The following is a 24,169-nucleotide window of genomic DNA, read 5'->3' on the forward strand; positions in this document are numbered from 1 at the left end:
GGAGATTGGCGGTCAGCCTCGCTCTCCCCGGCGCGTCGGGCGCGGAGGCGGGGGCGGCGGAAGGGCGGGCGCATTCGGGTGGTAGATGCCGTCGGCGGAATAGTAGCCGTCGATAATGCCGTCGCCGTCGCGGTCGGCGGCGACCGACCCGGCGACTGCGCCCGGCGGAGGCGGCGGGGCGGAGGCGACGGCGTCGTCATTCTTCGAGCAGGCAGCGAGCGTGAGCGCGGCCAGGCCCGTCAGAACCAGCGTGGTTTTACGCATAGAATACTTCCCTTTTTCCGTTGCGACGGGGACTCCGGCGCATCGCGGCGGCCTGCCAACGGCCAAGGGAGGATTTGGCAGCAACCCCGGCCGCCGCGCCGCGACCAACGGTGCGCGGCGTGCGATGGCCGGGGAAACCGCGTCAGAAGCGCTGGTGGCGCGCGCCGTCGATCGTGTCGCAGCTGCCGCGGAAGCCGTAATTATAGATTCCGCGAATCTGAATCCTGCCGCTGCGCCGGTCGATCGTCACGCGCGGCTTGTTGGGGCCGTTGAGACGATAGGTGGCGCGGACCTGGCTGCGATCCTGATAGACATCGTACAGATCCCACCAGCCATCACGCGAAGTGCCGCCCGAGTGGATCGGCGGGATCAGCGAACGCGGCAGGCGGATGCGGCCGCCGCCGTCCCAGAGCTGGATCATCACCGACGCGTCGAATTGCTGAGTCGTCAGTTCGGTGCGGTTGCCGAAATCATAGCGGTTGCTGTCCCAGTTCCACTGCCAGCCCCAGCGGTTCGCGGCGGCGGGCTTCTGCCCCTCACCGAAGCAGATCAGCCCGAGCGAGATCGGGCGGCCGCCAGGCCAGCCACCACCGGGACGATCCGGCCGGCCGGGACGGTCATCCCAGCCCGGGCGGTCCGGACGTCCGGGGCGATCGTCCCAGCCGGGCCGGTCGGGGCGTCCGGGCCGGTCGCCGCCCCGGCAATCGGGCGCGGGGGCGGTGACGATCGAATCGTAGCGGCCGTTGCGGGTCACGATCGACACGCACTGGCGACGATCGGCGTTCCACCAGTTGGTCCATGTGCGGTCGCCGCCCGTCTCGGTGCGAACGGCGACATAGCCGCGCCGTTGAAGCTCCGCCTCGGCCTGTCCCGCGCGGGCATAGACCATGTCGCGCAGGTCGTTGGGGATATCCTGCGCGAGCGCGGGGGAGGCAAGCGCGCCGGTGCTGATCGCGGCGGCGGCGAGAACGCTGAGACGGTTCATCGGGATGCTCCTGTGCGAACGGTAACTATTTGAATCTTGTCGAGTCGCGGCGATGCGACGCATGATGATCCTAGAAATGCGGAGGCAGGGGCGAAAGGGGCCGCAGCGATGAACTTCATGGCGATCATCAAGTCGCTCGATGAGCTGCTCTACGAAGTGCTGTCCTGGCTGATCTTCTATCCGATCACCCTTTGGCGCACGCTCACGCGGCCGCTCAGCATGATGGACTATTCAGATCGTGAGCTGGGCCAGACCGAAGAGCAGCAATATACCGATACGCTGAGCCCGCCTTTGTTCCTGATGGTCTCGCTGTTGGTGTCGCACGGGCTGGAATTGGCGCTGATCGGCGACAGCCCGTTGATTGCGAGCAAGCGCGGACTGGCAGCGCTGGTGACCGATGACACCAGCCTGCTGATGTTGCGGCTGGTGGTGTTCGGGGTGTTTCCGCTGGTGTTCGCGGCGCGGATGGTGCGGCTGCAGAAGCACGGGCTGACGCGGGTGACGCTGCGCCGGCCCTTTTACGCGCAATGCTATGCGGTGGCGCCATTCGCATTGGTATTCAGCATCGGCAGCACGCTGGGGCAACTGCACCCGCTGTGGGTCCAGGTCGTTGCACTGGTATTGCAAACGGCGGCGCTGATCACCTTTGGGTTGGTGCAGGCGCGCTGGTTCTCCCAGCATCTGAAGCGCAGCTTCCTGCGGGGGTTCGGCTACGCCTCGCTGGCGATGATCGAGAGTCTGTTCCTGCTGGCGCTGACCACGCCCTTCCTGACCTGAAGGGTCAGAACATCGGCTGGTCGGGATCGCCGTCGGCGACGGGCGTGTGGATGCCGCATTCGGTCTTGTCCCAGCCGGCCCAGCGGCCCGAGCGGGCATCCTCGCCCGGCTTCACCTTGCTGGTGCAGGGCGCACAGCCGATCGACAGATAGCCCTCGGCCACCAGCGGATGCGGCGGCAGATCATGCGTGACGAAATAGGCGTCGAGATCGGCCTTCGTCCAGTCGGCGAGCGGGTTGATCTTGAGCTTGCCTGCACCGTCCACCTCGAACCGGGGGAGGGCGTTGCGGGTCGAAGCCTGGAACGCCTTGCGCCCGGTGAGGCTGGCGTCGAAGCCGGCCATCGCCTTCTCCAGCGGGATCACCTTACGGATCTCGCAGCAGCCATCGGGATCGTAGGACCAGCGCAGGCCCGTCTCGTCCTTCTTCGCGATCGTCTCCGCGTCGGGCGTGACGATGCGCAAATTGGTGAGGCCGAGCAGGGCCGCGAGCTGGTCGCGATAGGCGAGCGTTTCGGGGAAATGCTTGCCGGTATCGAGGAAGATCACCGGCACCGAAGGATCGACCGAGGCGACGAGGTGCAGCAGGACCGCCGATTCCGCGCCGAAGGAGGAGACGATCGCGACATCGCCGGCCATCTGCTCGGCCAGCACGGTGCGCAGCATCTCGACCGTAGGCACGCCGCGGAAGAGGTTGTTGAGGCGCAGTGCGTCGCGCTCCGTGAAGGCCGGAGCCGTATCGATGCGGTCGATCTTGCGAGCCACTGCGTTAGCCATGCCGCCGTTTCCAGACAGGGACGGCCGGATCGGCTGCGGCCTGATAAACATGGTCGTAGCGGGCGAGCGACGCGGCGAGCACGGCTTCGTCCACCGGCGCTTCGGGCGCGAAGCTGTCGAAGCCGCAGCGGCGCATCAGCGGGATCTGGTCGACCAGCACATCGCCCTGCGCGCGCAGCTCGCCGGTATAGCCGGCTTCGCGCAGGATGCGCCCGGCGGAATAGCCGCGGCCGTCGCGGAACTTGGGAAAGCTGACTTCGACCAACGACAGCCGCTCGAGGTGCGGCAGCAGCGCGCGGGCGTCATCGCTCGATTCCAGGCGGACGGCGGTCGCGTTGGACTGGCCGAGGAACGAGTCGAGCGTCACTGCCGGCTCGTCATGCGCGTCGTCGTCGCGGAAGCGGAGATGCGGATCAGCCATAAATGGCCTCCTTGAACGGGGCCATGCCGATACGGCGATAGGTATCGACGAAGCGTTCGCCGTCCTGACGCTCAGCGAGATAGACGTCGGTCGCCTTTTCGACGGCGTCGACGATGCCGTCCTCGCTGAAGCCGGGGCCGGTGATCTGGCCGAGCGAGACATCCTCCGCGCCCGAGCCGCCGAGCGAGAGCTGGTAATTCTCGACGCCCTTCCGGTCGACGCCGAGGATGCCGATGTGCCCGGCATGGTGATGGCCGCAGGCGTTGATGCAGCCGCTGATCTTGAGCTTCAGCTCGCCCAGTTCGCGCTGGCGGCCGAGATCGGCGAAGCGGGTCGCGATCTTCTGTGCCACCGGGATCGAACGGGCATTGGCGAGCGAGCAGTAATCGAGGCCGGGGCAGGCGATGATGTCGGTGATCAGATCAAGGTTCGCCTCGGCCAGGCCGGCTTCGCGCAATTGCTGCCAGACGGCGTAGAGATCGGCCTTCTTCACATGCGGCAGCACGATGTTCTGCGCATGGGTGACGCGCAGCTCGTCGAAGCTGTGCTGTTCGGCGAGGTCGGCCATGAGGTCGATCTGCGCCGAGGAGGCGTCGCCGGGGATGCCGCCGGTCGGCTTCAGGCTGATGTTGACGATCGCATAGCCCGGCGCCTTGTGCGCGGCGACATTCTGGTCGAGCCAGACGGCGAAGTCGGGGTCGGTGCGGTCGAGCTCGTCCGACAGGCCGCTCTCGAACGCCGGGTCCGCGAAATGCGCGGCGATGCGCTGGAATTCGGCATAGGGCGGGTCGATGCCGAGCTTCTTGACCTCGGCGAACTCGGCCTCGACCTCGTCGCGGTATTTGTCGGCGCCGATCTCGTGGACGAGGATCTTGATCCGCGCCTTGTACATGTTGTCGCGACGGCCGTAGCGATTGTAGACGCGCAGGCAGGCTTCCATGTAGCTGACGAAATCGTCGAACGGCACGAAGTCCTTGATCAGCGGCGCGATCATCGGGGTGCGGCCCATGCCGCCGCCGACATAGACGGCGACGCCATGGACGCCGTCGCGCTCGACGATCTGCAGGCCGATATCGTGGAGGCGCATCGCGGCGCGGTCCTCGTCCGCGGCGATGACCGCGATCTTGAACTTGCGCGGGAGGTAGCTGAATTCGGGGTGGAAGGTGCTCCACTGGCGCAGCAGCTCGGCCCAGGGACGCGGATCGGTGAGCTCGTCCGCGGCGGCGCCGGCGTACTGATCGCTGCTGATATTGCGGATGCAGTTGCCGCTGGTCTGGATGGCGTGCATCTCGACCGTCGCCAGCTCGGCGAGGATGTCGGGCGCGTCCTCGAGCTTGATCCAGTTATACTGGATGTTCTGGCGGGTGGTGAAGTGGCCGTAATCGCGGTCATACTTGCGCGCAATGTGGGCGAGCATGCGCATCTGGCGGCTGTCGAGCGTGCCATAGGGCACCGCAACGCGCAGCATATAGGCGTGAAGCTGGAGGTAGAGGCCGTTCATCAGCCGGAGCGGCTTGAATTGGTCCTCGGTGATCTGGCCGGCGAGGCGGCGGTTTACCTGATCGCGGAATTCCTCGACCCGGCTTGCCACGATCGAGTGGTCATATTCGTCGTATTTGTACATTTCAGATCACCCAGCTGCCGGCATTGGGATCGGCGGGTTTGAGCGTCAGGTCCGGGCGCACGGTCGGGCCGAGCGCGCGGATACGGTCCTTGATATGCGCGGGGCGCGGACCCTCGGGCGTGTCGGTCGCGTCGATGACATAGGGGCCGTTGACGCGGCGCGCGCCTTCCTCGGCATGGGCGATCGCCTCGCCTTGATCGCCAACGTCCGCGGCGTCTTCTACGTGGCGCGACCAGCCCGAGCCGGTCCACCAGGTGACGTCGCCCGTGGGCAGGTCGTTTCCGGTCAGCAATTTCACAAGTCGAATCCGTGCATGAGTTCGGCCTTCTTCGCCCAGCCGGCGAGCTTGTCCTGCGCGTCGGAGAGCGCGACGACTTCACCGACGACGATGATCGCGGGGCTCTTGACCTTCTCGCGCTCGACCATCGGGCCGAGATCCGCGAGCAGGGTGCGCATTGCGCGGCTGCCCTCGAGCGTGGCGCGTTCGAGGACGGCGACGGGCATGTCGGGGGCGACACCGTCGCGCATCAGCTTTTCGGCGATGTCGGGGCAGGTGGCGACGCCCATATAGATCACCAGCGTGCGGCCCTTGCCGGCGAGGCCCGACCAGTCCTGATCGGTCAGCCCCTTGCACTGGCCGGCGACGAAGGTGACCGCGCTCGACCAGTCGCGATGGGTGAGCGGGAGCATCGCCTCGGCCGCCCCGCCCAGCGCGGCGCTGACGCCGGGGATCACCTCGACGGGCAGGCCGGCGGCACGGACCGCCTCGACCTCTTCGCCGCCGCGGCCGAAGATGAAGGGGTCGCCGCCCTTGAGACGAACGACGATCGCGCCGGTCTTCACATGGGCGATGATGAGGGCGTTGATGCCGTCCTGAGGCACGGTGTGCTTCGAACGGCGCTTGGCAACCGAGATGCGATGCGCCTGGGGTGCGAGGTCGAGCACGCGCGGATCTACCAGCCCGTCATGGACGAGCACGTCGGCCGCTTTCAGCGCCTCGACGGCGCGCACGGTCAGCAGGCCCGGATCGCCGGGGCCGGCGCCGACCAGAATCACGCGGCCGCGCGCGGAGGGATCGAGCAGAGAAGCCATGGATGGCAGATGGTCTGCGGTGACGTTCGCGGCAACCGATGGTTGCTTGGGGGAAGCCTAGGGAATCTTTGGAGGGCTAGGCGGCCAGTTCTCGCGCGCGCTGGGTGAGACGCATCGCTTCGTCAATCAGCTCGGCAGCAAAGGCGAGGTCCTTCTGCCCCACCGCCAGCTTCAGGCAGTTGGTGGCTTCGCGATGGAGGCGCCGGGCACGCGCAAAACGGGAGGATGCATCGGGAAGGAAGGTCACGCCGCGCATAATCCGTGTGCGGCGCCGGGGTTCCGCGGTTCGTCGCAAGCGTTGCGGGCTATCGCGATTCGCGGCCGCTGCGTTTGTCGATGAACATCTCCGCGTCGGCGAGCTGCAGCAGAACCGCGTTGGGGCGCGGGTCAGTGCCCGCGATGGTGACCGCGCCGAGGCTGCCGCGGACCATCCAGCCGGGTGCGACCTCGATCCGGCCGAGCGCGATCCGCATCCGGTCGAGGAAGCCGGGCACCTGCGCGGGATCGATCGACGGGAGCAGCAGCACGAATTCGTCGCCGCCGATCCGTGCGATGCGGTCGCCGGGCGCGGCGACGCTGCCCAGCGCCCGCCCGACATCGACCAGGCAGGCGTCACCCCGGGCATGACCGAGTTCGTCGTTGATCCGCTTGAACGAATCGAGGTCGAGATAGACCAATGTGAAGGGGGTCTGGTTCGCCCTGGCGGCGGTGCGCGCGCGCCGGAACCGCTCGTCGAAGCCGCGGCGGTTGAGCAGGCCGGTCAGCGGATCGCGCGTCGCGGCATGCCGGGCGCGGCGCATCTCCCCGATATCCTCGATCACGGAGATGAAATAGGCGGGTTGCCCGGCGGCATCGCGGATGAGCGCGACGGTCAACGCGACCCAGACGATGTTCCCATCGGCGGCGATGTAGCGCTTTTCCATGCGGTAACGTGCCGTGTCGCCCGACAGCAGCCGCGTGACCTGAACCATATCCGATTCAAGGTCGTCGGGATGGGTGATCCGCTGAAACCCGTCGGCGAGCAGTTCTTCGCGGCTATGGCCGGTGATCTGCGTGAACTGCGCGTTGACGTCGATGAAGCGGCCGTCGGGAGCGACATGTGCGATGCCGACCGGCGCGTGATGAAAGGTCGCTTCGAACCGGTCATGCGCTTCCGGGGCGGCAGAAGGCGAAAGCGGAGGGCGCGCAGGAAGGCCGGGCTCGAACATTCCCACCGCCTAGAATGCGAGTGGTTAAGGCGGGATTGAGGCTGGCGCGGCGAGCAGGCTTCTATGCGTCGCGAATCCCCACCCCCATCGAAACGCGTGCCTGCTCTGCTTCCGACGACACCACCGGATAGGCGCAATAGTCCGCGGCGTAATAGGCGCTGGGGCGGTGGTTGCCCGACCAGCCGATCCCGCCAAAGGGCGCGGCCGAGCTGGCGCCGTTGGTCGGCCGGTTCCAGTTGACGATGCCGGCGCGAATATTGGCCCAGAATTGATCGTAGAGCTTGGGATCCTGGCTCACCAGCGACGCCGAGAGCCCGTAGCGGGTGTTGTTCGCCTCAGCGATCGCCTCTTCGAAACTCTTGGTGCGGATCACCTGGAGGATCGGGCCGAACAGCTCGACATCGGGTTTTTCCTTCGCCTCGGTCATGTCGATCATTGCGGGGGTGACGAAGGGGCGGCCGTCGATCGGACGCTCCATGTGCCGCAGCGGGCGGCCACCCAGGAACGAGAGTTCGAGGAAGCTTTCGGTGAGCAGGTCGGCGGTATCGTTGTCGATCACCGGCCCCATGAAGGGGGCGGGGTCGGCATGGGGCTCACCGATGATCAGGCGGCCGATCAGCTTGTTCACCTCTTCGAGCAGCGGATCGTAAAGCTTTTCATCGACGATCAGTCGCCGCGCGGCGGTGCAGCGCTGCCCGGCAGAAGTGAAGGCTGACTGGATGACCAGCACCGCAGCCGAATAGATGTCGGGCGTCGACCAGACGAGGATCGGGTTGTTACCGCCCATTTCGAGCGCGAGGATCTTTTCGGGCCTGGATGCGAAGGCGCGGTTGAGCGCGAGACCCGTGCGCGCCGACCCGGTGAACAGCAACCCGTCGATCCCGTCATGCCCGGCTAGCGCCTTGCCCTCGTCCGGCCCGCCGATCAGCAGGCGGATGCAGCCTTCGGGAATGCCTGCGGCATGATAGCATTCGACCAGAAAGGCGCCGGTCGCCGGGGTCTTTTCCGACGGCTTGAATACCACCGCATTGCCCGCGAGTAGCGCCGGGACGATGTGGCCATTGGGAAGGTGCGCGGGGAAATTATAAGGGCCGAGCACCGCCAGCACGCCATGCGGCTTGTGCCGCAGCGCGAGGCGGGTGTTCATCGGCGCGTCGATCCGGCGCTGGCCTGTGCGCTCCGAAAAGGCGGTGACCGAGATATCGACCTTGGCGATCACCGTCTCGACCTCGCTCCGGGCTTCCCAAAGCGGCTTGCCGGTTTCGCGCGCGATCAGGTCGGCAAAGGCATCGGACTTCTGGCGGACGACATTGGCGAAGCGGCGGAGTGCTTCGATCCGGTAGGTGAGCGGTCGCGCGGCCCAGTCGGCCCAGCTCGCGCGGGCTGCAGCAACTTCGGCATCGACGTCGCCGATCTGGCGGCGCCACAGCACTGCGCCGGTCGCGGGTTCGGTCGAAATGATTTCGGATCCGGGCATTTGTTCTTTCTTTGGATTGGACCCCTGAGGATGAGGCTGCTCTAGCACCAAGTGATTGCTGGATTCCACCTCAGCGATGTCCGGTCTGATTGCTCAGTGCGTCGCCCATGCGGCGGATCGCCGCGACCTTGGCGTTGAACGGTTCCCAGTTGTCATCGCGATCGATCGCCGACCAGATCGCCTCGACCTCGTCGATCAGCATCGAACAAGGTTCGGCGTCGGAAAAATAGGAGTGGGCGCGGCCGCCGGGCACCGGCGCATAGCCGGCGAGCGCGGCGCGGACCTTTCGCCATTCCGGGCCGTAACCTTCGGGCAGTTCACCACCGAACCCATCGAAGAAGAAGCGGTCGATCGGCCATTGGGTGGCGATCAGTGCATCGTCGATCGCATCCTTGAGCGCCCAGTCCCGATCCGCGTCGGGTTCGCCCGGCGCGAGGCCGAGGCGGCGCAGAAGGGGAGCGGTGTAATGATGGCGGTAGCGCGGCTCGAACCGTTCCAGCCGCTCGATCAGCGGCGGCGCTTCGCTGATCAGGCGCAGCGACACCGCGAGCTGGGCCACGTCCCACAGGATCGCATCGGGCTGGCGGCCATAGGCATAGAGGCCGCTATGGTCGAAATAGGCGGCGGTGAAGCCGGGGTCGAACACCGGCGCGAAGCGCCAGGGGCCATAGTCGAAGCTCTCGCCCATCACGTTGATATTGTCGGTGTTGAGCACGCCATGGACGAAGCCTGCGACCATATAGCTTGCCGCCAGCGCTGCCGTGCCATCGACCACCAGCTCGAAGAATTGGGCAACCGGATCTTCGGCCGGTTCGATGCCGAACATCTCGGCCAGACAATAGTCGACCAGCCGCCGCATATTCTCCGCATCGCTGAAATAGGCGAGGCGCTGGAAGGTGCCGATGCGGATATGGCCGAGGCTCATCCGGACCAGCACCGCTGAGCGAGTGGGCGAGGGTTCGTCGTTGCGCTGGAGTGCCTCGCCGGTCTCGATCAGCGAGAAGCTGCGCGATGTCCTGACGCCGAGTGCCTCGAGCATCTCGGTCGCCAGCACCTCGCGTACCCCGCCCTTGAGCGTCAGGCGGCCGTCTCCGAAACGGCTCCATGGCGTCTGGCCCGAGCCCTTGGTGCCGAGTTCGATCAGCGCGCCGTCGTTCCGGCGCATCTGGGCGAAGGTGAAGCCGCGGCCGTCGCCCAGGTCGGGGTTGTAGGTACGGAACTGGTGGCCGTGATACCGCAGCGCCAGCGGCTGGGAGAGGTTACCGGCGAGTGGCTGGAAGCGCCCGAAATGGGCGAGCCATTGGTCGTCGCTGAGGTTGTCCAGCCCGATTTCGGCGGCAGCGCGATCGTTGCGGAAGCGGAGGGCCGTCTGCGGGAAGTCCGCCGCCTCCACTGCATCGTAGAAGGCGTCGCCCAATTTCAGGATCGCGGGATCGGGGAGGTAGCTCGGCGCTTGCGGGAAATCGGCCATGGCGCGATATGGGGCGCGATGGCGACTGCACGCAACCTTGCTCCCTATACCGACGGCTATTGGTGGTCGGGTGACGGCCTGAGGCTTCATTATCGTGATTATCCGGGGCCGGCGGGCAAGCCGCCCTTGCTGTGCATCCCCGGCCTGACGCGCAATGCGCGCGATTACGAGGCGCTGGCCGAGCGGCTGGCGGGGCAATGGCGGGTGATCGCGGTCGAACTGCGCGGGCGCGGCGAGAGCGCCTATGCCAAGGATCCGATGAGCTATGTGCCGCTGACCTACCTCCAGGATCTGGAGGCGCTGGTCGTCGAGCTGAAGCTCGAGCGGTTCGTCGCGGTGGGCACGTCGCTCGGCGGGATCCTGACGATGCTGATGGCATCGACCCATCCCGAGCGGATCGCGGGCGCGGTGCTCAACGATGTCGGGCCGGAGATCGATCCGGCGGGCCTCAGCCGCATCCGCGGCTATGTCGGCAAGGCCAACTGGCACCCGACCTGGATGCACGCAGCGCGGGCGCTGGCCGAGGCCAATGGCGACGTCTATCCGGGCTATGACATCGAGGACTGGCTGGCGATGGCCAAGAGGCTTTACCGGTTGACCAGTGCAGGCCGCATCGTGCTCGATTACGACATGAAGATCGCCGAGCCGTTCCGCGTGCCGGGGAACGAGGCGGGGCCGGATATGTGGCGCGCCTTTGACGGGCTCAAGGACAAGCCGCTGCTGGTGGTGCGTGGCGCCAATTCGGACATCCTTTCGGCCGCGACCGCTCAGGCGATGCGTGAGCGGGTGAAGGAATGCGATCTGGTGACGGTGCCTGATACCGGCCACGCGCCCACGCTTGACGAACCCGAGGCGGTGGCCGGGATCGAGCGCCTCCTGACCCAGGTCCGCTGAACGGGGCGGGGAGTGCCCCGCCCGTCCGGCATCAGTCTCCGAGCGTTGTGCGGCGCCTGAGTTCGGCCTCGGTCGGTTCGGGCAGCTCGAACGATCCGGTCTCGACGCCGCCCGTGCGGCGATAGCTGGCGATGATCACGCCGCTCGGCGAGACCTGTGATTCGATCATCTCGAAACTGGCGGGCATCGCGTCGGTGCCGAACAGGCGCTTGCCCTTGCCGAGCGTCACCGGGAAGATGAACAGGCGCAGTTCGTCGACCAGATCGGCCGCCCAGAGCGTCTGGAGCAGATCGCTCGACCCCTGGGTGAGCAGGTCGGGGCCTTCGCCCTGCTTGAGCGCGCGCAGCGCGGCGGCGACATCGCCTTGAAGCTGATCGCTATTCTCCCAGTCGAGATCGAGCGGCGAGCGGCTGGCGACATATTTGGTGACGCGCCGGAACAGCCGGGCGATCTTCGCATGATCCTCCGCATAGCCCTCGCTGCCGGGCTCGGTCGGGACATAGGGCCAGTGCGCGGCGAAGATGTCGTAGGTCTTGCGGCCGAGCAGCAGGTCGACCGGGTTCACGAACATGGCGTCGATCGCGCGCCAGAGCATTTCGTCCCTGCCCCAGTAATTGGCGGTCCAGCCGCCGAATTCGAAGCCGCCGGTGGGGTCTTCCTCGGGGCCGCCGGGTGCCTGCATCACGCCATCGAGGCTGACGAAGGCGGTTGCGTTGATCTTGCGCATCATGGGTCTCCTTCGGTGCGCAGCGCGGAAACACGCTGTCATGATCCCGACGAGCGAGGGGCGGCGGAATCGACAGGTCCGCAGAAATTTTTCGCATGGAGGAAGATTGGGCGTTAAGCACCACGCCCACCATGGCTCTCAATATCCTCCATCTCCATTCGAGCTTCGACCTGGGCGGCAAGGAAGCGCGTGCGGTCCGGCTGATGAACGCGTTCGGCGACAAGGCGAAGCATGTCATCGTCTCCGGGGTCGAGGGCGCCTATGGCGCGCGCGACGCGATCGCGAAGGGCATCCGCTACGAGATCGCGCAGAACCCGCCGCCGCTGACCGGCAAGCCCTCGGTCGCGCGCTACGAGGCGATCGCCAAGTATATGGCGCGGTTCGATCTGGTGCTGACCTATAATTGGGGCGCGATCGACGGGGTGATGGCGAAGCGGGTCTTTGCCAAGAACATGCCGCCGGTGATCCATCACGAGGACGGGTTCAATGCCGACGAGGCGGCGCGGCTCAACCCGATGCGCAACATGTACCGCCGCATCGCGCTGGGTGCGGCGCATGCGCTGGTCGTGCCTTCGCACCTGCTCGAGCGGGTGGCGCGCAAGGCATGGAAACAGCCGGCGGAGCGGCTGCATCGCATCTCCAACGGCATCGACGTCGCCGCCTATGCGAAAAAGCCCGACCCGAAGGCGATTCCCGGCTTCAAGCGGCTGCCGGGCCATGTCGTGGTCGGCACGGTCGCGGGGCTGCGCGAGGTCAAGGATCTGCCGATGCTGGTCCGCGCGATGGGGGGCATGAAGACCCGTGCGCAGCTGGTGATCGTCGGCGAGGGGCCGGAGCGCGAGGCAATCCAGGACGCGATCGACAATATGGGGCTGGAGAAGACGGTGCTGCTGCCCGGCTTCGTGCCCGAGCCGCACCGCTATATGGGGCTGTTCGACATCTTTGTGCTGTCGTCCAAGAGCGAGCAGCAGCCGATCGCGCTGATGGAGGCGATGGCGGCGGGGCTGCCGGTCGCATCGACGCCGGTGGGCGATGTCGCGCAGATGATCGCGCCGGAGAACCGGATCCTGATTTCCGAAGACTGGAACCCGGTGCAATTGCGCGACCGGATCGAGACGCTGGCATCGATGCCCGACGTGCGCGTGTCGCTGGGCAAGGCGAACCAGGCCCGCGCCCGCGAATTGTTCGACGAGAAGTCGATGATCGCCGCCTATGCCGAACTCTATGCAGGCGCCGTGAAACGCCCCGGAATTCTGGGGTAGAATTCGGCGCTGGCTCACGCGCGCATGGGATCGTGGCGTTGAGATGGCCGGATCGCGGCGCAGACCTGATTCCCCTCGCTAAGGGGGCTGATCGCGGCTAAAGTCGCGCGAATTTTTCCGGAGGGACGCGTTGTTCAAGGGTTTGAAGCCGATCATCTACAATGGTCAGGAAGTCTGGCCGCTGGTGGAAGGCGGCAAGGGGGTTGCGGCGACCAATCATGCTTCGGCGGGGGCCTGGGCAGCGGCGGGGGGAATCGGCACCGTCAGTGCGGTCAACGCGGACAGCTATGACGCCGAAGGCAAGATCATCCCGCAGGTCTACAATGCGCTGACCCGCCGCGAGCGGCACGAGGAACTGATCGCCTACGCGATCGAGGGCGCGGTGCAGCAGGTCAAGAAGGCGTTCGAGATCGCCGGGGGCAAGGGCGCGATCAACATCAACGTGCTGTGGGAAATGGGCGGCGCGCAACGCGTGCTGCACGGCGTGCTGGAGCGCACGCGCGGCATGGTCGCCGGCGTCACCTGCGGCGCGGGCATGCCCTACAAGCTCAGCGAGATCGCGGCGTCCTATGGCGTCAGCTATCTGCCGATCGTTTCGTCGGGCCGCGCCTTCCGTGCGCTGTGGAAGCGCGCCTATTCCAAGGCATCCGAATGGCTGGCGGCGGTGGTCTATGAGGATCCCTGGCTGGCGGGCGGCCATAATGGTCTGTCGAACGCCGAGGATCCGCGCGCGCCGCAGGATCCCTACCCGCGCGTGAAGGAACTGCGCGCGGTGATGCGCGAAGGCGGGATTCCGGACAGCGTGCCGATCGTGATGGCCGGCGGCGTCTGGTATCTGCGCGACTGGAACGACTGGATCGACAATCCCGAGCTCGGGCAGATTGTCTTCCAGTTCGGCACCCGCCCGCTGCTGACGCAGGAATCACCGATCCCCGGAGGGTGGAAGTCGAAGCTGATGGAGATCGAGGAGGGCGACGTGCTCCTCCACCGTTTCTCGCCGACCGGTTTCTATTCCTCGGCGGTACGCAACCCGTTCCTGCGCAACCTTGAGGCGCGTTCGGAGCGCCAGATCCCCTATTCGACCGAGGAAGCGGGCGATCACACCTTCCAGCTCGACGCGGGCGTGAAGGGCAAGAATTTCTGGGTCACGCGCAACGATCTGCTGCGCGCGCGCGAATGGGTGGGCCTCGGCTTCACCAACGCGCTCAAGACCCCCGACAACACGCTCGTCTTCGTCGATCAGGAGGAGCAGGGCGTGATCCGCAAGGATCAGAAGGATTGCATGGGCTGTCTCAGCCAGTGCAGCTTCTCGTCCTGGGCGGATACCGAGACCAACTCGACCGGGCGCCTCGCCGATCCGCGCAGCTTCTGCATCCAGAAGACGCTGCAGGATATCGCGCATGGCGGCGATACCGACCAGAATCTGATGTTCGCGGGTCATGCCGCGTACAATTTCAAGCGCGATCCCTTCTATTCGAACGGGTTCGTGCCGACGGTGAAACAGCTGGTCGACCGCATCCTGACCGGGGACTGAGGTTTTCACCCCTAAAGCAGCGATTGGGTTCCTGAGCTTCGTGCCGCTGGCTAGGCTGGCGGCATGAAGAAGGGTCTCATCATCCGCCACGTCCCGTTCGAGGGGATCGCCGGGTTCCGCCAGCCGGTGGAGGATGCCGGCTATGTGCTCGACCGGATCGACGTCACCGATCCGGAATTCGCGCGGGTCAATTTCAACACGCCCGATCTGCTGATCCTGATGGGCGGGCCGATGGGCGTGTACGAGCGTGATGCAAACCCGTGGATCGATTGCGAGATCGACCGGCTGGCAAGCCGCATCTCGCTGGGCCTGCCGACGATCGGGGTGTGCCTGGGCGCGCAGATGATCGCAGCGGCGATGGAGGCGAAGGTCTATTCGGGGCCGGTCAAGGAGGTCGGGTTCGCGCCGGTCGCGCTGAGCGCCGCCGGGGCGGACTCGCCGCTGCGGCATGTCGAGGGCGTTCCGGTGCTGCACTGGCACGGCGATACCTTCCCGCTGCCCGAAGGCGTGGAGCTGCTGGCTTCGACCGATGCCTATCACCACCAGGCGTTCCGCCGTGGGCCTGAGGTGCTGGCGCTGCAATTCCATGCCGAGATGGGCGAGGATCCGCGCTTCGAGGAGTGGCTGGACGGGTCCGACGACTATGTCGGGCAGGCGGGACTGACGGTCGACCAGCTGCGCGGCCAGCACGACCGGCACGGGCAGGATGCGGTCGCGGCGGGGCGGGCGATGGTCGCGGAGTGGTTGCGGGGACTGTGACTTTCTTAGCCCCTCCCCTTCAGGGGAGGAATTTATATACGTGCTTGACCCAACTCTCGAAAGGCGGTAGTCAGAATGCATGACGCATAAACCCGCCCTTCAATCGTTCGATACGCTGTTCCAGATGATGGCGGCTTTTCCAGACGAGCAAACTGCAATCGACCATTTCACCGCGATTCGGTGGGCGGGCGGTGCATTTTGCCCACTGTGCGGCTCGACCAAGGTCTATCACTTTTCGGACAAGCGCACCCACAAGTGCGGTGACTGCCGCAAGCGTTTCAGCATCAAGGTCGGCACGATCTTCGAAGACAGCAAGATTGAGCTGCGCAAGTGGATGATGGCCGTTTGGCTCATCACTTCGCATAAGAAGGGTATTGCCAGCACCACGCTCGCAAAGGATCTGGGCGTCACGCAAAAGACGGCTTGGTTCATGCTGCACCGCCTGCGCCACGCCGCCCGCACGCAGTCATTCAACCGCCCGCTGGATGGCGAAGTCGAGATTGACGAAACCTATGTCGGCGGCAAGGCTTCGAACCGCCACAAGGGCGACCCGAAGAACGGCCCCGGCACCTCAGGCAAGGTCGCTGTGGTCGGCGCACTGGAGCGCGGCGGTAACGTCGTCGCTACCGTGATCGATCGCACCGACACAGCTACGCTGGACGGCTTCGCTCACGCTGTCATCGCGCCGACCGCAAGCGTCTCGACTGACGAGCACAGCGGATATCGCCACCTTGGCCGCACGTTTGCCCATGGCGTGGTTCGCCACAGCGCCGGTGAGTATGTCTCGGGCGCGACGCATACGAACGGCATCGAAGGCTACTGGTCGTTGCTCAAGCGCCAGATCGTCGGCATTCATCACTTCGTGTCGCCAAAGCATCTCAACCGCTACGTCTCGGAAAGCGCATGGCGCTTCAATCTGCGTTCTGGCGGTGAAGGCGAGCGCGTCAACGCTTTGCTGGCGGAAACGACTGGTCGCCTTCGCTACAAGGAACTGATCGCATGAAAGACGAGAGGGAAAAGCCACTCGGCTTGGATATGCCGTTTGATGAGGCACTCGCTCGATTTATCGGCACCGCTCCCGTCGAACTCCAGGGCGACGCTCGGGCACAAAAAAAGAGGCCGCCGAAGCGACCTCAAGGTGCTGATGAAACGGCCCCTACGGAGCCGACGAAACCGCTAGATTAGCGGCGGCGACAATACTGCCGCACGCGCTCAACCCGACGGTTGCGAATGCGGAAGTAGCTGCGGACGTATACCATCGCATGCTGCTCCTTGATTTTGGGCGCTAAACGTGCGATTCAATTGCCTACCACAGCGGTCTGAATCGCGGCGTATAGCGCCCGGTGAGACTACGGAGAGCCGGGGCTTTGCTCCGGCTTTTTCCGTTCTAGCGGCCTATCGTTGGTCGCGGTCCCGTTCCTTCATCACATCGCCAGTGCGCTCCTTAGCCGCCCGGATTCGCTGTCCGGTGCCAATCATCTACGCGTGTCGCCACGCCTTTGCAAGGGTCATCTGAATTGCCGGTGAAATGGATTGAACTGCCGGGCTGAAATTGCTACTGCCATCTCCATCATAGGAGATCACCCATGGTTTCGAAGCCGGTATTAACGCGCTTCCCGTTCATCAATCTCGCCAAGTCCCTAGAGCGGGCGAGGCTGATTTACGAGAACGACAAGGGGGGTAAGGGCCTCAAGATGCCGGTGGCATTCGCCGCTTGGGGGTATTCCGACAAGTCCAGCGGCGGATTCCAAACGGTCGCCGCGCTCAAGTCCTACGGGCTGCTTGAGGATGAGGGTTCCAACGACGACCGAGCCGTGAAGCTGACAAGCGACGCACGGGAATACTTCCAGACGGAGTTGGAGGAGGATCACGATCGGCTACAGGCAAAATTTGCCGGTAGGCCGCCCCTTATGGCGCATCTGCTCGACCACTGGGAAGGCAGCACCGTCGCTGATCCTGTCGCTCGCACTTACCTCAAGACCGGAATTGGGCTGAACGAGCAATCTGCGCGTAGTGCGCTGGGTATCTACAAGGACAACCTTTCTTTCATCGGAAGCAAGGGTGCCTCTAAAGATTCTGACCCGGCGCTAGAAGACGATTCCCATGTCGGCGAGGATGGTGTAGTGTTTGGCGGTGCCCGCGTCGGGGATTTAATCGACTATGAAGTCGGCGGCGCTATCGCGAACCCGAGCCCGTTGCGCGTTCGGGCGCTATCGCCGGACCAAGCGTGGGTCTTTGTCGATGGAACCGAGACAGGACTCGAAATGGAAAAAGTGATTGTGAGAGATTCGGGTGCGACCTTCCCGCCACAGGTCGCCCTGGACCAAGCGTTCGGCAAGAGACCGTTGCCGCCCACGCTGCCCTTGCAAGCCGCGCCGGACGCACCCGCTGGTGAAGCCAGCCCCGCAAAGGGCTATCGCTCAGAGACCTTTGATGCCGATGAGGGGGCCATTAAGATCACTTGGCCAGATAACCTGTCGCCGCAAAGCGTAGAGGATATGCAGGCTTGGGTGTCGTTGCTGATGAAGCGTGTGGAACGGCGGGCCAAAGCGGGCAGCGAAGACGGTAAGGCCAACTAAAGCAGAAGCCCGACCTAACCCGCCGGGCTTTCTGGCTTACCGATCAGTTCATAGGATGGAGCTTCGGTGCTGTTCCATTCCGCCATGCGATGGCCGCAAACGTTACAATCGAAGTGATCCTTGTCGCGCACCGGGAACCGGTACACCGTAACATGATATAGCGCTCTGCATTCTGGGCACGCTGTTTCGCCGCGTTCCTCTCTGCCCCAAGTCTTGACCATCCCGAGCCTCCGGTGCTTATTTGTCGGTGATAGCGTGCGCGATGCTGTTGATCGCGTTATCAAGCCCGATGAGATTATCCCCAAGTTGATCCAGCGCCCAAGCCTGTCTCATTGCCGCCCAAGCAGCCACCATCTCCACGGGAATTTCCTCATCCTGCTTTGCCTCTAGGCGGATGATTGGATAGTCCCCGCGCTCATCGTACACGAACTTTGCCACTCGCAATCTCCTTCGTGGCAAATCTGCCGCTAAACTTTCATCAAGTCTAGTGGGTCACACACGTATATAGGCCCCTTCAGGGGAGGGGCTTTTCAGCCGAGCTGTTGCTTGATCGCGGCGTCGGTCTTCTTGCCATAGGGCGGCTTGAGCCCGCCAAGGCCCGCGACGTCGAGCCGCGATTGCTTGAACACCGACTTGGCGTGGCTGAAGGTGCGGAAGCCGGGCTCGCCATGATAGGCGCCCATGCCCGAGGGGCCGATGCCGCCGAACGGCAGTTCCTCCATCGAGACATGGAAGATCGTGTCGTCGAGGCTGACCCCGCCCGAAATGGTGCGGTCGAGCACGCGCCGCCGCTCGCTTTCGTCCGATCCGAAATAATAGAGGGCGAGCGGGCGGTCACGGCGGTTCACCTCGCCGATCGCGCCGTCGATGCTGTCATACTTTTGGACGGGCAGGACCGGGCCGAAGATTTCCTCCTGCATCACGGTCATGTCGTCGGTTGCGTTGCGGATGATGTGGAGCGGCAGCTTCCGCGCGTTCGACGCCGTGAAATCCTCGTTCGCCGGGTTGACCGCGATCACCTCGGCCCCCTTGGCGCGGGCGTCATCGATCGCGGCGGTGAGGCGTGCGAAGTGCCGGTCGTTGATGATCGCGGTATAGTCCGGGTTCGACAACAGGGTCGGGTACATGGTGGTGGCGGCACGGACGAGGCCGTCGATCGCGGCCTGCTCCTGCTCGGCGGCGACCATCAGATAATCGGGGGCGATGCAGATCTGGCCGGCGTTGAGCATCTTGCCCATCGCCACCCGTTCGGTCGCCTGGGCGAGATTGGCCGAGCGGCCGAGGATCGCGGGCGACTTGCCGCCGAGTTCGAGCGTCACCGGCGTCAGATTGTCGGCGGCGGCATGGAGGATATGGCGGCCGATGCCGGTGGCACCGGTGAAGAGCAGATGGTCAAAGGGAAGGGCGGAAAAGGCCTGGCCGACTTCGGGGCCGCCGGAAACGAAGGCGAGCTCGGCCGGGTCGAAATAACGAGGGCAGAGTTCTTCGAACAGCGCGGCGGTGGCGGGCGTGAACTCGCTGGTCTTGACCATCGCACGGTTGCCCGCGGCGAACACGCCGGCGAGGGGTGACATCACCAGGTTCACCGGGAAGTTCCACGGCGCGATGATGCCGATCACGCCCTTGGGCTGATATTCGACCCACGCTCGCGCGCCGAGCAGGCCGAGCGGGAACATCACCGGCTTCCTCTCGCGCCTGGCCCAGCGCGCGGCCATCTTCTCGGCATGCTTGAGCGGCGATACCGAGGCGACGACATCGGTGATCATCGACTGGCGCGGACTGCGATGGCCGAAATCCTCGCTCAGCGCGTCGCAGAAACGGGCGGCATTGTCCTTGACCATCGCGGCGGCGCGGCGGAGGCGATCGCGGCGCGTCGCGATCGAGACGGGCAATTCGGCCATGAACGCTGTGCGCTGGCGGTCCAGAATCTCGCGCATCCCCTAAACCCCTGTTGCGTACAGCCACGCCGGAAAGGCCGCGACCGCAAGCAATGTGCCGAGCGGAAGGCGGCTCGTCATCCCAATTTCGCGGCGCGCCACCTTGAGCGCCAGCGCAACCGCAAGCCCGATGATGCTGGCGGCAAGCAGAACCGGGGCGAGCATCGACGCGCCGAGCCACAGGCCGATGCCGCCGAACATCTTGGGGTCTCCACCGCCCAGTCCCTCCCGCCCGCGAACATGGCGGTAAGTGAAGGCGACCAGCCAGAGCAGGCCGAAGCCGAACAGGCCGCCGAGAACGCGATCGGTCCAGTCGGGCGGGAAGAACAACCCATCGACCATGCCGCCGAGCGCGAGCAGGGCGGTGAGAGCATTTGGAAGCCAGAAGGCGGCGAGATCGAGGGCGGCGAGTGCGAGCAGCAGCCAGCCGAAGACGGCGCCCGCGACCCCGTGCCAGCCCGGCGCGACCAGTCCGGCGGCGATACCGACCAGCATGCCCGCGACCTCGACCGCAAGGTGGCCGGGGTGGATCGCGGTTCCGCAGCTGCGGCAGCGGCCACGCTGGAGCGCATAGCTGAGCAGCGGTACCAGCTCATGCGCGCGCAGCGCCTTGTGGCACGAATCGCATTGCGAACGGCCGCGCAAGGCGCTGCGCCCCTCGGGCCAGCGCAGTGCGACCGTCGCGATGAAGCTGCCGAAGATCAGGCCGAGCACGCCGAGCGCGGCGGGCCATATCCAGGGTTCAATCAAGGGGCGGTTCCGGATCGGGTAGCGTCATTGTCGCGTCCTGTTTTGCATTTGCGAAGCCCGGCGCCTAGATCGCGGCCAACATCCAAACTCGCGGAGAGGCGAACATGTCCACCGATCCTGTCGTCATTGTGTCCTATGCCCGTACTCCGATGGGGAGCATGCAGGGCGCATTGTCCGATGCAAGCGCGACCGACCTGGGCGCGGCGGCGGTGGGCGCGGCGGTCGAGCGCGCGGGGCTGAAGGGCGAGGCGGTCGAGCGTATCTATATGGGCTGTGTGCTGCCCGCGGGCCTCGGCCAGGCGCCGGCGCGGCAGGCGGGGCGCAAGGCCGGGCTGCCCGACCATGTCGAGGCGACCACGGTCAACAAGATGTGCGGATCGGGGATGCAGGCCGCGATCATGGGCGCCGAGGCGCTGGCGGCGGGGTCGGTCGACCTGCTGGTCGCAGGCGGCCTCGAGAGCATGACCAACGCGCCGTATCTGTCGATGAAGCACCGCGCCGGCGCGCGCATCGGGCATGACCGGCTGTTCGACCATATGTTCCTCGACGGGCTCGAGGATGCCTATGAGCCGGGCCGGGCGATGGGCACTTTCGCCGAGGAGATCGCGACCGAATACCAGTTCACCCGCGAGGCGCAGGACGAATTTGCGATCGCCAGCCTGACGCGCGCGCAGAAGGCGCAGCAATCGGGCGGGTTCGACCGCGAGATCGTGCCCGTCGAGATCAAGACGCGCAGGGGCGTCGTGACGGTGGACAAGGACGAACAGCCCGCCAAGGGCGACCCGTCGAAGATCCCGACGCTCAAGCCCGCCTTTGCCAAGGACGGGACGATCACCGCGGCCAATGCTTCGTCGATCTCCGACGGCGCGGCGGCACTGGTGTTGACGCGCGCATCGGTGGCGGAGCGACTGGGACTCGATCCCGTCGCACGGATCGTGTCGCATGCGGGTCACGCGCATTTGCCCGCACGTTTCACGACTGCGCCGGTGTTCGCGATGCAAAAGGCGCTCGACAAGGCGGGCTGGGGGATCGGCGACGTCGACCTGTTCGAGGTGAACGAGGCGTTCGCGGTGGTTGCGATGATCGCGATGCGCGACCTTTCGATCTCGCACGATGTGCTCAACGTCAATGGCGGCGCCTGCGCGCTGGGCCATCCGATCGGCGCGAGCGGCGCGCGCATCCTTGCGACGCTGCTGGCTGCGTTGCAGAATAGCGGGCAAAAGCGCGGCCTTGCCTCGCTGTGCATCGGCGGTGGCGAGGCGACCGCGATGGCGGTGGAACTGATGCACTGAGGCGATCGGGGCCGGGGCTCCGGGCGGCGGATGTGACCCTTCAGCCGCCCGATTGCTGTCGTTCGGCACCTGTGCCATCCGAACAGCATGACGGTTCATGGCAAGGCAGAGCTGGAGCGATTGAACCGCGCGGCGAGGCGTGAGTTCTCGCATGCCCTGATGTCGGATACCAAGTGGCGCAAGCTGTTCGCCGTGCTGAACGTCGAAGGGCTTGGAATTTGTCAGATGCTGGTCAAGTTTATCGATGTTCCGGAACCCCGGACGATGGATTTGCCGAGGATCGGCGCATTGAATGTGCCGCGCCCCTACATCGATACGATCGAGTTCGGCCCGGTCGAGTTCAGGTCTATCGAATGGTTGGAGATCCCCGCGATCGCGCGCATCCCGCGCTTCAACAATGTTCCGGCACGAGAAGTCGCGCAAGACCTCGGCCGCATAGAGGCGGGTTTGGCATTATCGGGTTTGTATCCGCTTCGCAGATCGGGCGAAAACCTGCGGATCATCGGCTATGATCGTTGACGATATGCGACTCCAGGCGAAGTTCGAGATCATCACCGCGGGCGAGGCGCATCGGGATGCGTGGACGGCACTGAGGGTGGCACTTTGGCCCGAAGGCAGCCGCGACGAGCATGCGACCGACATCGTCGAGTTCATCGCGGAGATGGCGGACGGCCGGGGGCAGGTTTGCTTTCTGGCGATGCGTGGCGATGAGGCGATCGGTTTTGCCGAAGCCGCGGTGCGGCACGACTATGTCAATGGCTGCGAGACCTCTCCGGTAGCGTTTCTGGAGGGGATCTATGTGGTGCCTTCCAGCCGGCGCGCCGGGGTTGCCGGAACGCTGCTGGCGGCGGTGGAGGCGTGGGGGCGCGGCAAGGGGTGTTCGGAGCTGGGGTCCGACGCCGAACTGACCAACCATCAGAGCCACGCCTTTCACCAGAACCTCGGCTTCGAGGAGACCGAGCGGGTGGTCTATTTCCGCAAGGTGATCGGGGGCTAGACGGTCCGGGTTGCGAGACGCGCGGCGGGGTGTACCATCCGGTTCTCCGGAAGGGGGAGGATGATGGGTCAGTCCGGATTTCGTGATCGCAGCAGGATCGCGGCGCGGTGACAGCCGGCGGTTCCGGCGCCGACCCCGCCACCAATCGTATGCGCGACCGGGTGCTGGACGGCGTCGATCTGGCCGCGACCTTCGTGTTGGCAACCGAATGCGCGGTTACGGCGGTCCAGGCGGACCTCGACCTGTTCGGTATCCTCGTCCTGTCGTTCGTCGGATCGGTCGGCGGCGCAGTGATCCGCGATCTTTTGCTTGGCGAGCATCCGCCCGCGCCATTTCGCGACTGGCGCTATGCGGCGCTGGCAGTGGCTGCGACGTTGGGGGTGATCACCGCATCGGTAACGGTCGGCCATGTTGGCGACTTCACGCCGCCGCTCGCGATCGACATCTTCGAGGCGGTAGGGCTTGCGCTCGCCGCGATTGCGGGTGCGCGCAAGAGTCTGGACTACAAGTTGAATGCCGCTGCGGTCGTGGTGATCGCGACCGTCAACGGGTGTGGCGGCGGAATGCTGCGCGACGTGCTCACCGCCCGGGTCCCCTCGGTGCTGCACGAGAATTTCTACGCCACCGCGGCGATTGCAGGCGCAACGTTGCTTGTCGTGCTGGTGCGGCGGTTCGAGGTCCGGCAGGATGCGGCGGAGGCGGTCGCCGGCGTCACGATCTTCGCGCTGCGAACCGCCGCGCTGCTCGGCGACTGGCGGCTGCCGCACCTGCGCTAGGGCACTTCCTCGCCGGGCTCGGTGCCCCAGATGCGGTTCTGTTCGACATAGCCGCCGCGGCCGCGGACATCGAACCAGCACCAGCCGCGCTGGCATTTGCTGATCCGGCCGACCACGCCGGGCGCTGCGCGCCAGTTGACGCGGGCGTTGAGGCGGGGGCTGTCGCGCATCTCCACGATTGTGCCGACGACGACGCCGGTGCGCTGGGCGGAGAGCAGGCCGACCAGCATCCAGCCCTGGGTGCCGTCCGGGTCCTCGACCTTGCGCCAGTCATTGTAGATTTCGACCACCTTCACCGGCAGATCGGCACGCCGATAGAGCCAGTTGGTGGGGTAGTTGCGCCCGGGGCCGGTGCGCATATTGGCCTTGCCCGCGCTGATCGACGCGTAATAGGGCGGCTTGCGCTGCTGCGCTTCCGCCTGTCCGATTGCGGTGACGCCCAGCGTCAACGCCACCAACCCTGTCACCACTTTACGCAACCGCATTCCAAGACCCCCAAAGTCCTAGCCCCGTCTACTTCGGGGTGGTGTATCGCATCAACCGTTGACTGGCGGCGGCGGGAGGGCCA

General features: G+C 65.4%; 27 protein-coding genes. 11 read left to right on the forward strand and 16 right to left on the reverse strand.

From position 1 onward, the window contains the following. Positions 1 to 12: 12 nt before the first annotated feature. Together AC07TU_RS17060 and AC07TU_RS17065 are read right to left on the reverse strand one after the other, a co-directional pair. On the reverse strand, positions 13 to 264 hold the full coding sequence (locus tag AC07TU_RS17060; protein ID WP_495189120.1) for a hypothetical protein: 252 nt from the start codon (positions 262 to 264) through the stop codon (positions 13 to 15). A gap of 142 nt (positions 265 to 406) precedes the next feature. Next, positions 407 to 1,249 carry a hypothetical protein gene (locus AC07TU_RS17065; protein WP_495189121.1) on the reverse strand — a complete coding sequence of 281 codons (843 nt, stop codon included), beginning with the start codon at positions 1,247 to 1,249 and terminating at the stop codon, positions 407 to 409. A 108-nt stretch (positions 1,250 to 1,357) separates the two neighbouring features. Here AC07TU_RS17065 and AC07TU_RS17070 point away from each other — a divergent pair, with 108 nt between their 5' ends. After that, on the forward strand, positions 1,358 to 2,026 hold the full coding sequence (locus AC07TU_RS17070; RefSeq protein ID WP_495189122.1) for a hypothetical protein: 669 nt from the start codon (positions 1,358 to 1,360) through the stop codon (positions 2,024 to 2,026). 4 nt (positions 2,027 to 2,030) lie between these two features. Here the strand turns inward: AC07TU_RS17070 and AC07TU_RS17075 are convergent, their stop codons facing one another. The 9 genes from AC07TU_RS17075 to AC07TU_RS17115 all read right to left on the reverse strand — a co-directional run bounded on the left by AC07TU_RS17075 (position 2,031) and on the right by AC07TU_RS17115 (position 10,094). Then, a complete protein-coding gene (locus AC07TU_RS17075; RefSeq protein WP_495189123.1) occupies positions 2,031 to 2,801 on the reverse strand; it encodes a phosphoadenylyl-sulfate reductase in 771 nt (256 codons plus the stop codon). After that, a complete protein-coding gene (locus tag AC07TU_RS17080) occupies positions 2,794 to 3,222 on the reverse strand; it encodes a DUF934 domain-containing protein (RefSeq protein WP_495189124.1) in 429 nt (142 codons plus the stop codon). The genes AC07TU_RS17075 and AC07TU_RS17080 overlap by 8 nt, the downstream gene beginning before the upstream one ends. Next, on the reverse strand, positions 3,215 to 4,846 hold the full coding sequence (locus AC07TU_RS17085) for a nitrite/sulfite reductase (RefSeq protein WP_495189125.1): 1,632 nt from the start codon (positions 4,844 to 4,846) through the stop codon (positions 3,215 to 3,217). The genes AC07TU_RS17080 and AC07TU_RS17085 overlap by 8 nt, the downstream gene beginning before the upstream one ends. A gap of 1 nt (position 4,847) precedes the next feature. After that, positions 4,848 to 5,144, reverse strand: coding sequence for a DUF2849 domain-containing protein (locus AC07TU_RS17090; RefSeq protein ID WP_495163702.1), 297 nt, complete (start codon positions 5,142 to 5,144; stop codon positions 4,848 to 4,850). Continuing rightward, positions 5,141 to 5,938, reverse strand: a complete 798-nt coding sequence (gene cobA / locus AC07TU_RS17095; RefSeq protein WP_495189126.1) for a uroporphyrinogen-III C-methyltransferase — start codon at positions 5,936 to 5,938, stop codon at positions 5,141 to 5,143. Before cobA ends, AC07TU_RS17090 begins: the two co-directional genes overlap by 4 nt. Before the next feature lie 76 nt (positions 5,939 to 6,014). Beyond that, positions 6,015 to 6,185, reverse strand: a complete 171-nt coding sequence (locus AC07TU_RS17100; protein WP_495189127.1) for a hypothetical protein — start codon at positions 6,183 to 6,185, stop codon at positions 6,015 to 6,017. A 58-nt stretch (positions 6,186 to 6,243) separates the two neighbouring features. Continuing rightward, positions 6,244 to 7,146 carry a GGDEF domain-containing protein gene (locus AC07TU_RS17105; RefSeq protein ID WP_495189128.1) on the reverse strand — a complete coding sequence of 301 codons (903 nt, stop codon included), beginning with the start codon at positions 7,144 to 7,146 and terminating at the stop codon, positions 6,244 to 6,246. Between the two features lie 61 nt (positions 7,147 to 7,207). Continuing rightward, a complete protein-coding gene (astD, locus tag AC07TU_RS17110; protein ID WP_495189129.1) occupies positions 7,208 to 8,623 on the reverse strand; it encodes a succinylglutamate-semialdehyde dehydrogenase in 1,416 nt (471 codons plus the stop codon). 70 nt (positions 8,624 to 8,693) lie between these two features. Continuing rightward, complete coding sequence (locus AC07TU_RS17115; RefSeq protein ID WP_495189130.1) at positions 8,694 to 10,094, reverse strand: protein adenylyltransferase SelO family protein; 1,401 nt, start codon at positions 10,092 to 10,094, stop codon at positions 8,694 to 8,696. Between the two features lie 18 nt (positions 10,095 to 10,112). On the opposite strand from AC07TU_RS17115, the gene AC07TU_RS17120 reads away from it, so the two are divergent. Further along, positions 10,113 to 10,988, forward strand: a complete 876-nt coding sequence (locus tag AC07TU_RS17120) for an alpha/beta fold hydrolase (protein ID WP_495189131.1) — start codon at positions 10,113 to 10,115, stop codon at positions 10,986 to 10,988. 31 nt (positions 10,989 to 11,019) lie between these two features. On the opposite strand, the gene AC07TU_RS17125 is transcribed toward AC07TU_RS17120, so the two are convergent. Next, positions 11,020 to 11,715 carry a dihydrofolate reductase family protein gene (locus AC07TU_RS17125; protein WP_495189132.1) on the reverse strand — a complete coding sequence of 232 codons (696 nt, stop codon included), beginning with the start codon at positions 11,713 to 11,715 and terminating at the stop codon, positions 11,020 to 11,022. Positions 11,716 to 11,846: 131 nt separating this feature from the next. Here AC07TU_RS17125 and AC07TU_RS17130 point away from each other — a divergent pair, with 131 nt between their 5' ends. The 5 genes from AC07TU_RS17130 (at position 11,847) to AC07TU_RS17150 (ending at position 17,849) form a co-directional block, all read left to right on the forward strand. Then, a complete protein-coding gene (locus AC07TU_RS17130) occupies positions 11,847 to 12,977 on the forward strand; it encodes a glycosyltransferase family 4 protein (RefSeq protein ID WP_495189133.1) in 1,131 nt (376 codons plus the stop codon). A 130-nt stretch (positions 12,978 to 13,107) separates the two neighbouring features. Continuing rightward, on the forward strand, positions 13,108 to 14,511 hold the full coding sequence (locus AC07TU_RS17135; protein ID WP_495189134.1) for an NAD(P)H-dependent flavin oxidoreductase: 1,404 nt from the start codon (positions 13,108 to 13,110) through the stop codon (positions 14,509 to 14,511). 63 nt (positions 14,512 to 14,574) lie between these two features. Continuing rightward, a complete protein-coding gene (locus tag AC07TU_RS17140; protein ID WP_495189135.1) occupies positions 14,575 to 15,270 on the forward strand; it encodes a glutamine amidotransferase in 696 nt (231 codons plus the stop codon). Between the two features lie 79 nt (positions 15,271 to 15,349). After that, positions 15,350 to 16,273, forward strand: a complete 924-nt coding sequence (locus AC07TU_RS17145; protein ID WP_495189136.1) for an IS1595 family transposase — start codon at positions 15,350 to 15,352, stop codon at positions 16,271 to 16,273. A 583-nt stretch (positions 16,274 to 16,856) separates the two neighbouring features. Continuing rightward, positions 16,857 to 17,849, forward strand: coding sequence for a hypothetical protein (locus AC07TU_RS17150; RefSeq protein WP_495189137.1), 993 nt, complete (start codon positions 16,857 to 16,859; stop codon positions 17,847 to 17,849). 237 nt (positions 17,850 to 18,086) lie between these two features. On the opposite strand, the gene AC07TU_RS17155 is transcribed toward AC07TU_RS17150, so the two are convergent. The 3 genes from AC07TU_RS17155 to AC07TU_RS17165 form a co-directional block, all read right to left on the reverse strand. Then, entirely contained in the window at positions 18,087 to 18,287 is a 201-nt protein-coding gene (locus AC07TU_RS17155) for a hypothetical protein (RefSeq protein WP_495189138.1), read from the reverse strand. Positions 18,288 to 18,379: 92 nt separating this feature from the next. Then, a complete protein-coding gene (locus AC07TU_RS17160; protein WP_495189139.1) occupies positions 18,380 to 19,786 on the reverse strand; it encodes a coniferyl aldehyde dehydrogenase in 1,407 nt (468 codons plus the stop codon). A 3-nt stretch (positions 19,787 to 19,789) separates the two neighbouring features. After that, on the reverse strand, positions 19,790 to 20,536 hold the full coding sequence (locus AC07TU_RS17165; RefSeq protein ID WP_495189140.1) for a prepilin peptidase: 747 nt from the start codon (positions 20,534 to 20,536) through the stop codon (positions 19,790 to 19,792). A 104-nt stretch (positions 20,537 to 20,640) separates the two neighbouring features. On the opposite strand from AC07TU_RS17165, the gene AC07TU_RS17170 reads away from it, so the two are divergent. The 4 genes from AC07TU_RS17170 to AC07TU_RS17185 all read left to right on the forward strand — a co-directional run bounded on the left by AC07TU_RS17170 (position 20,641) and on the right by AC07TU_RS17185 (position 23,601). Next, entirely contained in the window at positions 20,641 to 21,828 is a 1,188-nt protein-coding gene (locus AC07TU_RS17170) for an acetyl-CoA C-acyltransferase (RefSeq protein WP_495189141.1), read from the forward strand. Positions 21,829 to 21,915: 87 nt separating this feature from the next. After that, positions 21,916 to 22,347: a hypothetical protein gene (locus AC07TU_RS17175; protein WP_495189142.1), complete on the forward strand. Its 432-nt coding sequence runs from the start codon at positions 21,916 to 21,918 to the stop codon at positions 22,345 to 22,347. 4 nt (positions 22,348 to 22,351) lie between these two features. Continuing rightward, positions 22,352 to 22,825 carry an aminoglycoside 6'-N-acetyltransferase gene (gene aac(6'), locus AC07TU_RS17180; RefSeq protein WP_495189327.1) on the forward strand — a complete coding sequence of 158 codons (474 nt, stop codon included), beginning with the start codon at positions 22,352 to 22,354 and terminating at the stop codon, positions 22,823 to 22,825. A 107-nt stretch (positions 22,826 to 22,932) separates the two neighbouring features. Beyond that, positions 22,933 to 23,601 (forward strand): trimeric intracellular cation channel family protein, encoded by a 669-nt coding sequence (locus AC07TU_RS17185; RefSeq protein WP_495189143.1) that lies wholly within the window; start codon positions 22,933 to 22,935, stop codon positions 23,599 to 23,601. Here AC07TU_RS17185 and AC07TU_RS17190 read toward each other — a convergent pair. Further along, complete coding sequence (locus AC07TU_RS17190; protein WP_495189144.1) at positions 23,598 to 24,086, reverse strand: SH3 domain-containing protein; 489 nt, start codon at positions 24,084 to 24,086, stop codon at positions 23,598 to 23,600. The two genes, AC07TU_RS17185 and AC07TU_RS17190, sit on opposite strands and share 4 nt — an antisense overlap. Positions 24,087 to 24,169 lie beyond the last annotated feature (83 nt).

The organism is Sphingomonas sp. GW821-FHT03E12, from assembly GCF_059420685.1.